The organism is Allosphingosinicella indica, assembly GCF_900177405.1.
Taxonomy (GTDB): Bacteria; Pseudomonadota; Alphaproteobacteria; order Sphingomonadales; family Sphingomonadaceae; genus Allosphingosinicella; species Allosphingosinicella indica.
The window spans coordinates 1,423,396-1,437,105 of record NZ_LT840185.1 but is presented as its reverse complement, the minus strand read 5'-3'; the positions used below and the strand labels follow the sequence as shown (position 1 = coordinate 1,437,105).

At 69.3% G+C, this 13,710-nt stretch carries 16 protein-coding genes; 3 read left to right on the top strand and 13 right to left on the bottom strand.

Annotated elements, in window-relative coordinates; all coding sequences use genetic code 11:
* Positions 1–81: 81 nt before the first annotated feature.
* Positions 82–939 (bottom strand): 3-methyl-2-oxobutanoate hydroxymethyltransferase, encoded by an 858-nt coding sequence (gene panB, locus B9N75_RS07080; protein WP_085218167.1) that lies wholly within the window; start codon positions 937–939, stop codon positions 82–84.
* Between the two features lie 239 nt (positions 940–1,178).
* On the opposite strand from panB, the gene B9N75_RS07075 reads away from it, so the two are divergent.
* The gene (locus tag B9N75_RS07075) at positions 1,179–2,333 is read left to right on the top strand and encodes a GNAT family N-acetyltransferase (RefSeq protein ID WP_085218166.1); all 1,155 of its coding nucleotides are present in this window, start codon (positions 1,179–1,181) and stop codon (positions 2,331–2,333) included.
* Between the two features lie 3 nt (positions 2,334–2,336).
* Here the strand turns inward: B9N75_RS07075 and B9N75_RS07070 are convergent, their stop codons facing one another.
* Positions 2,337–2,684, bottom strand: coding sequence for an ArsC family reductase (locus tag B9N75_RS07070; protein WP_085219457.1), 348 nt, complete (start codon positions 2,682–2,684; stop codon positions 2,337–2,339).
* A 149-nt stretch (positions 2,685–2,833) separates the two neighbouring features.
* Between B9N75_RS07070 and B9N75_RS07065 the strand changes: the two genes are divergently transcribed.
* A complete protein-coding gene (locus tag B9N75_RS07065; protein ID WP_244552288.1) occupies positions 2,834–3,775 on the top strand; it encodes an isoaspartyl peptidase/L-asparaginase family protein in 942 nt (313 codons plus the stop codon).
* Positions 3,776–3,911: 136 nt separating this feature from the next.
* Here B9N75_RS07065 and pal read toward each other — a convergent pair whose 3' ends face one another.
* From pal to ruvB, 7 genes are all read right to left on the bottom strand, one after another.
* Positions 3,912–4,439 carry a peptidoglycan-associated lipoprotein Pal gene (gene pal / locus B9N75_RS07060; RefSeq protein ID WP_085218164.1) on the bottom strand — a complete coding sequence of 176 codons (528 nt, stop codon included), beginning with the start codon at positions 4,437–4,439 and terminating at the stop codon, positions 3,912–3,914.
* 64 nt (positions 4,440–4,503) lie between these two features.
* Positions 4,504–5,874 (bottom strand): Tol-Pal system beta propeller repeat protein TolB, encoded by a 1,371-nt coding sequence (tolB, locus tag B9N75_RS07055; RefSeq protein ID WP_085218163.1) that lies wholly within the window; start codon positions 5,872–5,874, stop codon positions 4,504–4,506.
* Positions 5,875–5,883: 9 nt separating this feature from the next.
* Positions 5,884–6,756: a hypothetical protein gene (locus tag B9N75_RS07050; RefSeq protein WP_085218162.1), complete on the bottom strand. Its 873-nt coding sequence runs from the start codon at positions 6,754–6,756 to the stop codon at positions 5,884–5,886.
* A gap of 37 nt (positions 6,757–6,793) precedes the next feature.
* Positions 6,794–7,234, bottom strand: a complete 441-nt coding sequence (gene tolR, locus B9N75_RS07045; RefSeq protein ID WP_085218161.1) for a protein TolR — start codon at positions 7,232–7,234, stop codon at positions 6,794–6,796.
* Positions 7,234–8,022 (bottom strand): protein TolQ, encoded by a 789-nt coding sequence (gene tolQ, locus B9N75_RS07040; protein ID WP_244552485.1) that lies wholly within the window; start codon positions 8,020–8,022, stop codon positions 7,234–7,236. Before tolQ ends, tolR begins: the two co-directional genes overlap by 1 nt.
* Before the next feature lie 11 nt (positions 8,023–8,033).
* Entirely contained in the window at positions 8,034–8,495 is a 462-nt protein-coding gene (locus tag B9N75_RS07035) for a YbgC/FadM family acyl-CoA thioesterase (protein WP_244552287.1), read from the bottom strand.
* 218 nt (positions 8,496–8,713) lie between these two features.
* On the bottom strand, positions 8,714–9,745 hold the full coding sequence (ruvB, locus tag B9N75_RS07030; RefSeq protein WP_085219454.1) for a Holliday junction branch migration DNA helicase RuvB: 1,032 nt from the start codon (positions 9,743–9,745) through the stop codon (positions 8,714–8,716).
* 235 nt (positions 9,746–9,980) lie between these two features.
* Here ruvB and B9N75_RS07025 point away from each other — a divergent pair, with 235 nt between their 5' ends.
* Positions 9,981–11,117, top strand: coding sequence for a dipeptidase (locus tag B9N75_RS07025; RefSeq protein ID WP_085218160.1), 1,137 nt, complete (start codon positions 9,981–9,983; stop codon positions 11,115–11,117).
* Positions 11,118–11,221: 104 nt separating this feature from the next.
* On the opposite strand, the gene B9N75_RS07020 is transcribed toward B9N75_RS07025, so the two are convergent.
* Genes B9N75_RS07020 through recF form a run of 4 tightly spaced genes read right to left on the bottom strand, consistent with a single transcriptional unit; the run spans position 11,222 to position 13,709 of the window.
* Positions 11,222–11,515, bottom strand: a complete 294-nt coding sequence (locus B9N75_RS07020) for a hypothetical protein (protein ID WP_085218159.1) — start codon at positions 11,513–11,515, stop codon at positions 11,222–11,224.
* Positions 11,512–12,108 carry a Holliday junction branch migration protein RuvA gene (gene ruvA / locus B9N75_RS07015; RefSeq protein WP_085218158.1) on the bottom strand — a complete coding sequence of 199 codons (597 nt, stop codon included), beginning with the start codon at positions 12,106–12,108 and terminating at the stop codon, positions 11,512–11,514. The genes B9N75_RS07020 and ruvA overlap by 4 nt, the downstream gene beginning before the upstream one ends.
* A complete protein-coding gene (gene ruvC / locus B9N75_RS07010) occupies positions 12,105–12,596 on the bottom strand; it encodes a crossover junction endodeoxyribonuclease RuvC (protein ID WP_085218157.1) in 492 nt (163 codons plus the stop codon). The genes ruvA and ruvC overlap by 4 nt, the downstream gene beginning before the upstream one ends.
* 60 nt (positions 12,597–12,656) lie before the next feature.
* Entirely contained in the window at positions 12,657–13,709 is a 1,053-nt protein-coding gene (gene recF / locus B9N75_RS07005; RefSeq protein ID WP_085218156.1) for a DNA replication/repair protein RecF, read from the bottom strand.
* Position 13,710: the final 1 nt, after the last annotated feature.

Genomic DNA, 13,710 nt, shown 5'->3' with positions numbered 1-13,710 from the left:
CGCGGATGAACGGAAGCTGGCATCTTCCCACCGCCGCGCCGTTTAGCCGGGGCGGGGCCACGTGAAAAGCGTCTTCGCGCTTCACGTCTTGGGGCGGTAGATCTGCTCCTCCGTCGGGAAGGCGCGCGCGCGAACCTCGGCGGCATAGGTCTCCGCCGCCTTCGACACGCGCGTCGCGAGATCGTCGTAGCGCTTCACGAAGCGCGGCACCCGCTCGAACAGCCCCAGCATGTCGTCGATCACCAGCACCTGGCCGTCGCATGCCGCGGAAGCGCCGATGCCGATCGTCGGGCAGCCGACTGCCTTGGTTGCGGCGTCGGCGATCTCTTCCATCACCCCTTCGAGCACGAGCAGGAACGCGCCCGCATCGGCGACCGCCTTGGCATCGGAGAGGATCTTGTCCCGCTCGGCATCGTCGCGCCCCCGCGCGCGATAACCGCCGAGCATGTTGACCGCCTGCGGGGTGAGCCCGACGTGGCCGATCACCGGGATGCCGCGGCTCGTGAGGAAACGGATCGTCTCCGCCATCGCGGCGCCGCCCTCGAGCTTAACCGCCGCCGCGCCCGTCTCCTTCATAAGCCGCGCGGCGCTGCGGAATGCCTGCTCGGGGCTTTCCTCATAGCTGCCGAACGGCATGTCGATCGCGACCAGCGAATGGTAGGAGCCGCGCACCACCGCCGCGCCGTGCGCGATCATCATCTCCATCGTCACCGGCACGGTCGAGGGCAGGCCGTAGATCACCTGCCCCAGGCTGTCGCCGACCAGCAGCACGTCGCAATGCGGATCGAGCAATTGCGCCATCCGCGCGGTGTAGGCGGTAAGCATCACGATCGGCTCGCCGCCCTTCTGCTCCATCAGCTTGGGCACGGTCAGCCGGCGCATCGGCGCAGGCGTCGGGTTGGCGCGGCTGGTCGCCGTGTCGAGCGTGTAGGTGGACATGAGCGCCTTACTAGCGGCTGGCGGAGGCGAGCGCCAGAAATGGACGATGGATCGATTCCCCTCCCTGCAAAGGGAGGGGCTAGGGGTGGGTGCGAGCGCGCCAGCGCGAGCCACAGCTTCAGTGGAGGGCGCCGCAGCCGGTGCTTCCGCACCGGCACCCACCCCCAACCCCTCCCTTGCAGGGAGGGGAGCACAGCCCGCTTACCCTATGGTAGCATTTGGCTTTTATCGCCGGTTCGATGGCGAAGAAGCGCAAAGCGGTGACGATCGCGGCGGCGGAGGGATTCCCGCCGGCGATCGACGCGCTTGCCGCAGCGGGACCCCCGGAGCTGAGATTCCTCCGCCGCGGCTGGTTCGCCGCGGGTGGCGAGAGCCATGCGCGGACGGTGACGGCGGTGCGCGGCGACGGCACGCCGGTCGCCGCCATCCCATCACGCCCCGCCGGCCCCGCGATGCTCCGTGCCCGCGCGGTGCCCGGCGGCTACTGGCCGTTCCGCGGCGTGCCGGTCGCGGCGGACGCGAGCGACGAGGAATTGCACGCGCTGCTCTCCGACGGCGCGCTCAATCCCTGCTGGCGGCTCGGCCCGGTCTATCGCGACGCCGGGACGCTCCGCCTCCGCCGCATCGCGCGCCGCGCAGGCTGGACGATATTGACGCGGCGGAGCGGCCGATCGTGGGTGCTCGACATCGCCGCGCTCCAGGCCGAAGGGCCGTGGCCCCGCCCCTCCACGCTCAAGAAGAATCGCGCGCATCTCCGCAAGCTGGAGGCCGAAGGCGCCGTCGCATGGCGCACCGTCCGCGGCGCGGACTGGGACGCCGCCACCTTCGACGCGCTCGCCGCGATCGAGGCGGCAAGCTGGATCGCCGCGACCACCGACGGCAGCGGCGCCAAGTTCCTGAAGCCCGAGCAGCGCGCCATCTGGGAGAATGCGGTCCGCGATCCCCTCCTCGCCGAGATGCTGTCCGCCACCATCCTCACCGTCGGCGGGCGGCCCGCGGCCTTCTCGCTCGATCTCACCTGCGGCGCGCTGCAATATGGCATCGCGTCGAGCTACGACGAGGCATTCGCGCGCTTCCGCGCCGGCCGGCTGCTCGCGTGGAAACAGATCGAGGATGCGATCGCCGCGGGGGTCGCGCGGATCGACTGGGGCGCCGGCGACAGCGGCTACAAGCGCGAGGCGGGCGCCGTGCCCGGCCCGCTGATCGAGGATCATCTCTTCGTGCGCAGCGGAGCCCTAGCGGCGGTGCTGCGGCCGGGCTGGGAGCGCAGCTTCACCCGTTCCGCCAAGGAGCCGGATGCCGAATGGGAGGCCGAGCGCGATCCGCTCGCCAACCTGCCGCAGATATTGATGGCGAGCATGGTCGCCGCCGCCGCGGCCGTGCTCGGCGAATAGGGCTCAGCCGAAGGCCTGCGCATATTCGCCGGGCTTGAAGCCGAGCAGCCGCCGATCGCCCAGATCGAGCATCGGCCGCTTGATCATCGACGGCTGCGCCAGCATCAGCGCGATCGCCTTGTCGGCATCGAGATCGGCGCGCTCCGCCTCGGGCAGCTTGCGGAAGGTGGTGCCGGCGCGGTTGAGCACCTTCTCCCAACCGAATTCATCGACCCAGGAGCTGAGCCGCGCCGCGTCGATCCCCGCAATCTTGTAATCGTGAAAGGCGTAGTCGACGCTCTTCGCATCGAGCCACGCCCGCGCCTTCTTCACCGTGTCACAGTTCTTGATGCCGTAGAGCGTGGCGGTCATCGATTCTTCCCGATCCTTGAAATGCGCGCCGCCTAGCACGACGCCGGCGTCGCCAGCCACCGTTGCGGCCACCCCGCGCTGCCCCTAGAGCAAGGCCGTTCACCGGGAGTCTGCCCATGCGTTTCCTCATCCTTGCCGGAGCCCTTCTTATGTCTACCGCCGCCCAAGCCCAGACCCCCTGGAAGCTCGTCATTCACGGCGGCGCCGGGGTGATCGAGCGCGAGCGGATATCCAAGGAGCAGGACAGCGACATCCGCGCCGCGCTGACCCGCGCGCTCGATGCGGGGTCGAAGGTGCTGGCGGGCGGCGGCGAGGCGATCGACGCGGTCGAGGCGGCGGTGAAGGTGCTGGAGGACGATCCGCACTTCAACGCCGGCAAGGGCGCGGTCTACACCTACGAAGGCAAGAACGAACTGGATGCCGCGATCATGCGCGGCGACACGCGCGCGGCGGGCGCCGTGGCCGGGATCAACGGAACGCGCAATCCCATCGAGGCGGCGCGCGCGGTGATGGAGAAGAGCCCGCACGTCATGCTGATCGGCGAGGGCGCCAACATCTTCAGCCGCGAGCAGGGGCTGACGCAGGTGACCCCCGATTATTACGAAACCCCCGAGCGCAAACGCCAGCTCGAGGAGCTCAAGGCCAACAAGCTCTCCTGGTTCGACGTGGACATGAAATACGGCACGGTCGGCGCGGTCGCGCTCGACGCCAAGGGCCATGTCGCGGCGGCGACCTCGACCGGCGGCGTCACCGGCAAGCGCTGGGGCCGCGTCGGCGACGCGCCAATCATCGGCGCGGGCACCTATGCCGACGATCGCGCCTGCGCGGTCTCCGCCACCGGCGCCGGCGAATATTTCATCCGCGCGGGCGTGGCGCACGAAATCTGCGCGCGGATGCGGCTGAAGGGCGAAAGCGCCAAGGCCGCGGCGGACGCGGTGATCGCCGATGTTGGCCAATTAGGTGGCACCGGCGGGGTGATCGTCGTGTCGCCGAAGGGCGAGACGATCTATTCGTTCAATACGCCCGGCATGTACCGCGGCATGGCCAGCGCCGACGGCAAGAGCGTCGGCATCTACGGCGACGAGAAATAAGTAATCCTCCCCCGGCTTAGCCGGGGGAGGGGGACCATGCGAAGCATGGTGGAGGGGTATGCTGACTCAGTAAGCCCCTCCACCGTCCTGCGGACGGTCCCCCTCCCCTGCGCGTAGCGCAGGGGAGGATCAGTCCTCAGTTCGGCACCACCGTCACGGCGCGGCGGTTCTGGGCCCAGGCGCTTTCGTTGGAGCCTTCGGCGGCCGGGCGTTCCTTGCCCCAGCTCACCGTCGTCATCCGGTTGGCGGGCACGCCGCGGCTGGCGAGATAATTCTTCGCCGCATTGGCGCGACGCTCGCCGAGGCCGAGGTTGTATTCGCGCGTGCCGCGCTCGTCGGCATGACCTTCGATCGTCACCGACACGCTGGGATTGGCCATCAGCCACTGCGCCTGGCTGTCGAGCGTGGCGCGGCCCTGGCCGTCGACCGAATAGCTGTCGGTCTCGAACAGGATGCGGTCGGACGTGACCTTCTGCAGGAAGTCCGCGCGGCTGCCGGGGACGATTCCGCCGCCGACATTGCCGGTGTCGGTGCCGGTATCCATGCCGCCATCGGTGCCCGCGGGCGGGGGCGGAAGCTGTTCGGGCGCCTTCTTGGCGCAGCCGGCCGTCATGGCCAGGGCTGCCGTCGCCAGCAGCGCGATCTGGATGCGGGATGTTTTCATCAATTATTCCTCCATTGGGACAATACGCATGACGGCGGATTTCTATTCCGCCGCTGTAATCACATCAGTCGAGCAGCCGCGACCAGGACGGGTCGGAACCGTCGAGCGGCGTCGGCACGCGGCGCGCCACCTGGCCGGTGAGATCGACCGACCAGAGGTCCGCCTTCCCCGAGCCTTGCGCGGTGCGGAAGAACAGGATGACGCGGCCGTTGGGCGCCCAGACGGGCCCTTCGTCCTGCCACCCGTTGGTCAGCCTTTTTTCGCCCGACCCATCCGAATTCATCACGCCGATCGCGAAGCCGCCGCCGATCTTGGTGTAGGCGATCTGGTCGCCGCGCGGGCTCCATACCGGCGTCGCGTAGCGGCCCGAGCCGAAACTGATCCGGCGCTGGCCCGATCCGTCGGCGTTCATCACATAGAGCTGCTGGCTGCCGCCGCGATCGCTCTCGAAGACGATGCGGCTGCCATCGGGCGAGAAGCTGCCGCCGGTGTCGATTCCCGGCGTGTTGGTCAGCCGCTGCGGCGCGCCGCCCGAGGTGCGCACCTTGTAGATGTCGGTGTTGCCCCCCGCCGCCATCGAGAAGACGATCCAATTGCCGTCCGGCGAGAAATGCGGCGCGAAGGTCATGTTCGGCTGGCTGACGAGCTGCCGCTGGCGCCCGCTCTCGATGTCGTAGACGTAGAGTCGCGGCTGCTCGTTGACGTAGCTCATGTAGACGAGCGTGCGGTTGTCCGGCGAGAAGCGCGGCGTGAGCACGGTCTGCTGTCCGTTGGTCAGGAAGCGGTGGTTGGCGCCGTCCTGATCCATGATCGCGATGCGCTTGGTGCGCTTGCCCTTGGGGCCGCTCTCCGCGACGTAGACGACGCGGCTGTCGAAATAGGGACCTTCGCCGGTCAACCGGGTGTAGACCGTGTCGGCGCATTTGTGCGCGGCGCGCCGCCACAGTGCCGGGCGCACGACGAAGCCCTGGCGGGCAAGCTCGGTGCGCGAATAGATGTCGTAGAGATAGCAGCCGACGGTGAGCGTGCCGTCGCCATTCGCCTGGACGAAGCCCTGCACCAGCGCCTGCGCGCCGCTGCCACCCCACGCGCCGAAATCGGGCGCCGTCACCTGCGGATAGCTGACATTGGGAAGTCCCGACGGACCCTTGGGCGTGAACAGACCCGAATTGCGCAGATCGTTGGCGACGATCTCCGCGACCTGCCGGCCGAGCGCGGTGGTTTCGCCCGCCGCGGTCGATTGCGCCGCGGGCGTCGGCATCACCGGAATGGCGATCGGCATCGGTGCCGAGACGCCGCCGACCACGTCCACCACCAGCCCGCCGGACTGGCCAGCGGGCGCCGGCGGCGCGGGCTGCACGGGGGTTTGGGCGGCCGCCGCGCTCGCATAGGCCAGCGCCGCAAAGCCGATCGTCGTCAGTCGAAATCTACGCATCGCTCATCCTCAGCCCGGAAGTTTGTATCGAAGGGTGAAATCGCTCCACCCGTTGGGGACATCGTAAAGCTCGTCCGGCAGACCGCGGAGCGGCGAACAGCCGGTGAAGGTCGCGATCGCTAGATCGTCCACCCGGTCGGCATAGCGCCGGTTCTCGTCGTCCACCCCGTCGCGCCCGGTGATCCGGGGGCGGGAAGCGAGCGAACCGTCGCGGTTGAGTTTCAAATTGATCGCGACGCGGATTCGTTCCGCGCCGGGGCCAGGCGTGCGTTGGCGATCCGCGCACGGTTGCACCTGCCGCAGGATCGCCTGACCGATGCTCGCCATCGCCTGGCTGCTCATCACCGCGCCGCGCGGCGCCTGCGCCTTGGACTTGCTCGCGTCTGAGCCGATACCTTTCAGGAAGTCCGAGCCGAGGCGGGAGCCGCGCGTCCGCTCGCCGCTGCCGGATCGCGGCGTTTCGGTCTTGGTCTTGGCGGGCGGCGTCTTGGGCTGCGCGGCCTTGGGCTCCGGCTTGGCGGCAGCCTTGGGCGCGGGCTTGGACGGCGCCGGCTTCTCGGCGGGTTTCGGCACCGGTTTGGGCTCGGGCGGCGCGGGCTGCGGGCGCGGCGGCGGCGGCACCGGCTCGGGCGGCGCGGGGACAGGCTCGGGCACCGGCGCGGCCTCGTCGGGCGCGCCGATCTCGGGCGCGAGGCTCTGCGCGGGCGGCTCGATCGAGGGCGAAGCGGAACGCAGCGCGACATCCTCGACGAACGACACTTCTATCGGATCGCTCGCGATCGGCGGCGTGCGGACGCTGGCGAATCCTAGCGTCAGCGCCGCCAGTAGCGCGAGATGCGCCCCGACCGAGACGCCGAGGCCGGTGGATTCGGCGCGGTCCATCAGCGCGCCTTGGGTGGAATGAGAGGCGAAGCGCCCATCAATTGTCGGCACCCTGCGTGCTGACCAGCGCGACCTTGCGGAGGCCCGCGGCGTTGATCTCGCCCATCACCCCCATCACCCGGCCGTAATCGAGGCTGCGGTCGGCGCGCAGGAAGATGCGCGGCCCGCCCTCCTCGGTCGATGTCTGCGCGATCTGCGCGAGGCGGCCGCCCAATTGTTCGGGGCTGAGCTGGGTATCGTCGACGAAGATCGCGCCGCTCGGATCGAGCGAGATCTGCACCGGCTGCTGCTCCTGATCGAGCGCACCGGCCTTGCTGTCGGGCAGATCGACCGGGACGCCGGCGACGAGCAGCGGCGCCGTCACCATGAAGATGATGAGCAGCACCAGCATCACGTCCACCATCGGCGTGACGTTGATCTCCGCCATCGGCGCGCGCCGGCTGCGGCGGCCGGCGCCCAGGATCGGCCCCATCGCCATCAGCCACCCTTCCGGAGCGGTGCGCCGGCGCTGGCCTTGGGCGCGAAGGCGAAGGTGCCCTCGGGGTTGGCCGCGGGCTGCGGCGGTGCGGCGGAGGGATCATATTCCAGCTCGCGGCTGAGCGTTGCGTGGAAGCGGTCGGCGAAGCGGCCGAGCGCGGTCTCCATCCGATTGATACCGTGCGTCATGCGGTTGTAGGCGATTACCGCCGGGATGGCGGCGAACAGGCCGAGCGCGGTGGCGAACAGCGCCTCGGCGATGCCCGGCGCGACGACCGCGAGGCTGGTGTTGTTGGCGCCCGCGATGTCCGAGAAGCTGCGCATGATGCCCCAGACGGTGCCGAACAGGCCGACGAAGGGCGCCACCGAGCCGACGGTTGCGAGGATGTTGAGCCGGTCGGCGAGGCGATCGACCTCCGCCGCCGCGGTGGAGTGCATTGCGCCCGAGAGCCGCGCGCGCGTCCCTTCCTTGTCGACGTGGCGGCCGGAGGTGGAGCGGCGCCATTCGTCGATGCCGGCGGCGAACACCTTGGCGGCGGGCAGATCGTCGCTGCCGCGCGCGTCGTGAAAGCGATCGATATCCTCGGCGCGCCAAAAATCGCGCTCGAACTTCTCGTTCGCCGCCTTCAGCCTTTTCACCTTCATCGCGTGCGCGATGATGATCGCCCACGTCCAGATGCTGGCGAGGATGAGGCCGATCATCACCGCCTTCACCACGATGTCCGCCTGCATGAACAGCGCCACGGGCGACATCAGCTCGCCCGGCGTATGCGCGGCGGTGGCGGGCATTTCGATATTCGTCACGTCGTTCCTTCCCCTTTGAACCGGGCGATGGCCTCTATCCATGCGCGCGGCTGGCGACGCGGCCGCCCGTCCAGCCCCAGGAAGGCGGCGGTGACCGTCGCTTCTGCCAGAGGTTGCGACCCGCGCATGACTCGTTGATGAATGACGCAGCTCGCGGCGCGAAGCTCGCGCACTTCGCTGAGGATCACGAGATCGTCGTCGAGCTTCGCGGGCGCACGGTAGCGGATATGCGCTTCGGCGACGGCATAGACGCCGTCACCCGCGTCCAGAGCGCTGCGCTGGTCGATCCCCGCCGCGCGCAACATGTCCGACCGGGCACGCTCCATGAAGCGGAGATAATTGGCATAATAGACTATCCCCGCGGTGTCCGTGTCCTCGAAATAGACGCGGAGCGCGAAGTGATGCGTCGTACCAACGAAGCCCCCTTGATAGGGCGTATCGAGCATGGATGCCGTCATGGCTTCCGCCTCTGCCAAGGCGACGGCGGCGACGAAAGGTTGTTCTGCCCAGTCGAGCCGTTTTTGCGTTGGGCCTTCAAGCCATCCCCCTTTATGGAGGATGATCAGGTTTGGGTTGCCCTACAATCCAAAGCCATGTCCGGGGGACATGGCGATCTGATCATCACCACCCCCGCCACCGCCCAGGCTGAGGACAGGCAGAGTGGTGTAGCTCCCCCTCATTTCGCTTCGAACAGCCCGCCCTGCGGCGATCCCGCGGGCGGGGTGATGCCGAGATGCGTCCACGCCTTGCCGTTGAGGCAGCGACCGCGCGCGGTCCGCGCGACGAGGCCCAGCTGGATAAGGTAAGGCTCGATCACTTCTTCGATCGTGTCGCGCGGCTCGCTCAGCCCCGCCGCCAGCGTTTCCACGCCCACCGGACCGCCCTTGTAGATATCGGCGATCATGTGGAGGTAGCGCCGGTCCATCGCATCGAGGCCGAGCGCGTCGACCTCCATCCGCGTCAGCGCATCGTCGGCGATCCGCGCATCGACCGCCCCCGCGCCGCGCGCCTCGGCGAAATCGCGCACGCGGCGGAGCAGGCGTCCGGCTATGCGCGGCGTGCCCCGCGATCGGCGCGCGATCTCGGTCGCGCCGCCCGCTGCAAGCTCGAGCCCGAGCAGCCCGGCGGCGCGGCGCACGACCTGCTCCAGCTCGTCCACAGTGTAGAAATTGAGCCGCACCGGAATGCCGAAGCGATCGCGCAGCGGCGTGGTGATCAGCCCCTGCCGCGTCGTCGCACCGACCAGGGTGAAGCGCGGCAGATCGATCCGCACGCTCCGCGCCGACGGCCCCTCGCCGATCATCAGATCGAGCGCGCGGTCCTCCATCGCAGGATAGAGGATTTCCTCGACCGCGGGTGCGAGGCGGTGGATCTCGTCGATGAACAGCACATCGCCGTCGTCGAGATTGGTGAGCAGAGCGGCGAGATCGCCCGATTTGGCGATCACAGGGCCGGAGGTGGCGCGGAAGCCGACGCCGAGCTCGCGCGCGATGATCTGTGCCAGCGTCGTCTTGCCGAGGCCGGGCGGGCCGAAGAAGAGCACATGATCGAGCGCATCGCCGCGCCGCCGCGCCGCATCGATGAAGACGCGGAGGTTCTCCCGCGCGGCCTTCTGTCCCACAAACTCGTCGAGCGCCTTGGGCCGCAGCGCCGCGTCGATATCCTCGGGCTTGCGCGCGGGCGCGATGATGCGTTCGGCGTCGGTCACGCCCGCGACGATAGCCGCGGAGGCGGGCGGAACGGAAGGGGAAAGCGGTTTAGCTTCCGGCTCTCGACGGCGCATCTCGGCTTTGCTCGATGCTTTGCTCGAGATGAGCGGAAAGAATTTGTCCGAACCGCTCATCTCGAGCAGCCGTCGAGCGCAGTCGAGACGGCGTGTCGAGAGAGCAACTGCTTGACTCCAATAACACACCGCATAAGCTGCCCGCGACAGGAAGGACAGGATGGATCGTCGCGATTTCCTCATCGGCGGGGCGGGCGCGGCGGCGCTGGTCAGTTGGCCGGCATTGGCTCAGACACCTACGGCACTGGCAAAGCCCCGCCCGCGCGGCGTACGATCCACTTATATCGATGCCTGCGGCGCGATCGACGGGTTCGACGAGCAGCCGGACGGGAGCTTCAAGGCGAGCGCTGCGCTCTTCGAGGCGGCGAAGGCGCGCCGGATCGATGCGATGACGACGACGCTGGGCGAGGTCGGCAACAAGCCCGGCGCGTTCATGTCCGCGGTGCAGTCCATCGCCGATTACGACAACCTGATCGCCACTAGCGGCGCGCCGATCCTGCGCGTGCGCCGCGCCGCCGATATCGAGGCCACGCGCGCCGCGGGGCGCATCGGCCTCATCTACCAGTTCCAGGACACCACCGCGCTGGAAGGCGATGTCGACAACGTCCAGCGCTTCGCCACGCTCGGCGTCCGAATCCTCCAGCTCACCTACAACAAGCGCAATCTCGCCGGCGACGGCTGCCTGGAGAAGACCAACGGCGGCGTCTCCCATTTCGGCCGCGCGGTGATCGAGAAGATCGAGGCGGCGGACCTGCTGCTCGATCTGTCGCACGCCGGGCAGCGGACGATCGCCGAAGGCATCGCCGCCGCCAGGCGCCCGCCCGCGATCACCCACACCGGCTGCCGCGCGCTTGCCGATCTGCCGCGCAACGTGCCCGACGCTGAGCTCAAGGCGCTGGCCGACAAGGGCGGCGTCGCGGGCATGTATCTAATGCCGTTCCTCCGCACCTCCGGCCAGCCGGGCCGCGACGATCTCCTCCGCCATCTCGATCATGCGGTGAACGTCTGCGGCGAGGATCATGTCGGCATCGGCACCGACAATCCGCTGACCGGCTATGTGATTAACGATGAGATGCGCAAGCAGCAGCGCGAATTCTTCCAGCGGCGCCAGAAGGAGGGCATCGCCGCGCCCGGCGAGGCGGCAGACGTGCTCAACCTCGTGGACGGCTACAACGACGTTTCGCGCTTCGACCGCATCGCCGCCGACCTCCGCACCCGGGGCTGGAGCGGCGCCCGCGTCGACAAGGTGATGGGCGGCAACTGGCTCCGTCTCTTCCGCGAAGCCTGGCGGGGCTAAAAGAGCTTCAGGCCCCGTCCGTCCCGAGCGAACTCAAGGGGCGCCGACACGAACTCATCACATACGCCCCTCGACTACGCTCGGGACGAGCGGAAGGTAGCGCCTCAGGCCACGTCCAAAGGCGCACGGCAGCTCGAGCATTCGCGCTCGGGCCACCAGCGGCTGACGAACCACCAACTCCAGATGCCCGTCTGACGGTTGGCGAGATAAAGCTTAAGCGCCGGCTTGCCGCATTCAGGGCAGCGACCCCCCAGCCAGCCGATAATGCCTGAAATCACCGCCATCAGCATCGCGAGCGTCGCGCCACTCCAGACCGTCACGGCGAAAAAGAAATAGAAGCCTGCAATCCCGGCAGCAGCGATCTCATATGGACTGAACAGCGCAGGCGATTGTTTCACCGCGCCGCCTTCTTGAGCGCGATGCGGACCAGCGCATCCAGGCTTGCGTCGGGCCCCAGTTCCGCTTCCGCCTGCGCCACCGCGGCCGAAGCCTCGCTCGGGCGGAAGCCGAGGTTGAGCAGCGCCGAGACGGCATCCACGCCCGCGCCGCCCACCACCGGTGCCAATCCAGTCGCGGCGCCCAGCACGATGCCGCCCGCCTTATCCTTGAGCTCGTTGACGATACGGAGCGCGAGCTTGGGGCCGACGCCGTTGGCGCGCGCGACCATCGCCTTGTCGCCGCTCGCCACCGCGCGGTGCAGCTCGTCGCCGGTGAGCACTGAGAGGATCGCCAGCGCGACGCGCGCGCCGACGCCCTGCACCGACGTCAGCAGGCGGAACCAGTCGCGCTCCTCGGCGCTCGCGAAGCCGATCAGGCGGATCGCGTCGTCCGACACCTGCATCTCGACATGGACCACCACAGGATCGCCGATCGCGCCTAGGGCCGAAAGCGTGCGGGTGGAGGCGAGCACGAGATAGCCGACGCCGCCGACGTCGATCACGGCATGATCATGCGCGAAGGAATCGAGCGTGCCGGTGAGTTTGGCGATCATGCGGCGAAACCCCTGTTCCGGCTGGCGAGATGGTGCGCGTGGGTGATCGCGACCGCGAGCGCGTCGGCGGCGTCCGCCCCCGCGATCGCTGCGCCGGGCAGCAGCCGCGCGACCATCGCGCGCACCTGTTCCTTCGCTGCGCCGCCGGTGCCGACGACCGCCTTCTTGACGAGGCTCGGCGCATATTCGCCGACCGCGATGCCGCGCCGCGCCGCCGCGAGCAGGACGACGCCCCGCGCCTGCCCCAGCTTCAGCGTCGATTGCGGATTCTCGTTGACGAACACCTCCTCCACCGCGGCGCCGGCGGGGGCGTGGGCGGCGAGGATTTCCGCCAGCGCGTCGTGCAGCACCACCAGCCGCTGCGGCAGCGGCATCTTCGCGTCGGTGCGCACCTGCCCGTTGGCGATGTGGCGGAGGCGGTTGCCCTCCGCCGCGATCGCGCCCCAGCCGGTGCAGCCGAGGCCGGGATCGAGGCCGACGAGGATCATGTGCGGGCGGCGCTTGCTATCATGCGCGCGACTATAGCCGCGGCGGCGGCGCGGTGAAGATCATGTGATGCCGTCGGGCACCGAAATGCGTGTCGCGCCCGCACCGACCGCATTGAACAGTGCCGGCTCGGTGCCCGTCAGCCACACCTGCCCGCCGCCCGCATCCAGCCGCGCGAACAGCGCCGCGCGGCGGCCGGGATCGAGATGCGCGGCGACCTCGTCGAGCAACAGCACCGGCCGGCGTCCCTGTTCCTCCGCGACGAGATCGGCGTGGGCGAGGACGAGGCCCAGGAGCAGCGCCTTCTGCTCGCCGGTCGAGCAGAGCGCGGCGGGCTGGCCCTTGGCGACATGCGTCACCGCGAGATCGGTGCGGTGCGGCCCGGCGAGCGTCCGCCCCGCCGCCGCATCGCGCGTCCGTCCGGCTGCGAGCTCGTCGGCGAGCGCGCCCCGGGTCCAGCCTTCCAGCGCGATCGCCGCGCGTGCGAACGGGCCGTCGGGCGCATCGGCAAGGCGGCGGCCGAGCGCATCGACGGTCCGCATCCGCGCCGCGGCGATGGCGAGGCCATGCTCGTCCATGCGGGCTTCCAGCGCGGTCAGCCATGCGGGATCGGGCCGTTCCTCACCCAACAGCTTGTTGCGCGCGCGCATCGCCGCCTCGTAGCGCGCTGCATGACTGGCATGGCCGGGGTCGAGCGCGAGCACGAGCCGGTCGAGGAAGCGGCGGCGGCCCGACGCCGCCTCGGTGAACAGCCGGTCCATCGCCGGGGTCAGCCACAAGACCGACAGCCATTCGCCAAGCGCACTCGCCGCCGTCGGCGCGCCGTTGATCCGCACCTGCCTCCTCTCCGGCGCCCCCGGGCCGGTCCCGGTGCCGATATCGACACCCCCCAGCCGCGCCGCGACGCCGAAGCCGCCGGCACCGCCCTGCCGCGCCATCTCGGAAAGCGCCGCGCCGCGCAACCCCCGCCCCGGCGACAGCAGCGACACGGCCTCGAGAATGTTCGTTTTCCCCGCACCATTTTCGCCGGTCAGCACCACCAGTCCCGGCCCCGGCGCGATAACGGCATCGGCATAGGACCGGAAATCGGTGAGCGAGAGTCGGGTGAGGGGCATG

Coding starts and splice junctions, on each gene's coding strand:
- B9N75_RS07035 (WP_244552287.1), bottom strand. CDS start 8,495: ATGACGGCATCCATGCTCGATACGCCCTATCAAGGGGGCTTCGTTGGT.
- B9N75_RS07075 (WP_085218166.1), top strand. CDS start 1,179: ATGGCGAAGAAGCGCAAAGCGGTGACGATCGCGGCGGCGGAGGGATTC.
- ruvC (WP_085218157.1), bottom strand. CDS start 12,596: ATGATCCTCGTCGGCCTCGATCCCGGCCTCGGCTGCACCGGCTGGGGC.
- B9N75_RS07070 (WP_085219457.1), bottom strand. CDS start 2,684: ATGACCGCCACGCTCTACGGCATCAAGAACTGTGACACGGTGAAGAAG.
- recF (WP_085218156.1), bottom strand. CDS start 13,709: ATGCCCCTCACCCGACTCTCGCTCACCGATTTCCGGTCCTATGCCGAT.
- tolR (WP_085218161.1), bottom strand. CDS start 7,234: ATGGCGATGGGGCCGATCCTGGGCGCCGGCCGCCGCAGCCGGCGCGCG.
- panB (WP_085218167.1), bottom strand. CDS start 939: ATGTCCACCTACACGCTCGACACGGCGACCAGCCGCGCCAACCCGACG.
- B9N75_RS07050 (WP_085218162.1), bottom strand. CDS start 6,756: ATGGACCGCGCCGAATCCACCGGCCTCGGCGTCTCGGTCGGGGCGCAT.
- B9N75_RS07025 (WP_085218160.1), top strand. CDS start 9,981: ATGGATCGTCGCGATTTCCTCATCGGCGGGGCGGGCGCGGCGGCGCTG.
- B9N75_RS07065 (WP_244552288.1), top strand. CDS start 2,834: ATGTCTACCGCCGCCCAAGCCCAGACCCCCTGGAAGCTCGTCATTCAC.
- tolB (WP_085218163.1), bottom strand. CDS start 5,874: ATGCGTAGATTTCGACTGACGACGATCGGCTTTGCGGCGCTGGCCTAT.
- tolQ (WP_244552485.1), bottom strand. CDS start 8,022: ATGCCCGCCACCGCCGCGCATACGCCGGGCGAGCTGATGTCGCCCGTG.
- ruvA (WP_085218158.1), bottom strand. CDS start 12,108: ATGATCGCCAAACTCACCGGCACGCTCGATTCCTTCGCGCATGATCAT.
- pal (WP_085218164.1), bottom strand. CDS start 4,439: ATGAAAACATCCCGCATCCAGATCGCGCTGCTGGCGACGGCAGCCCTG.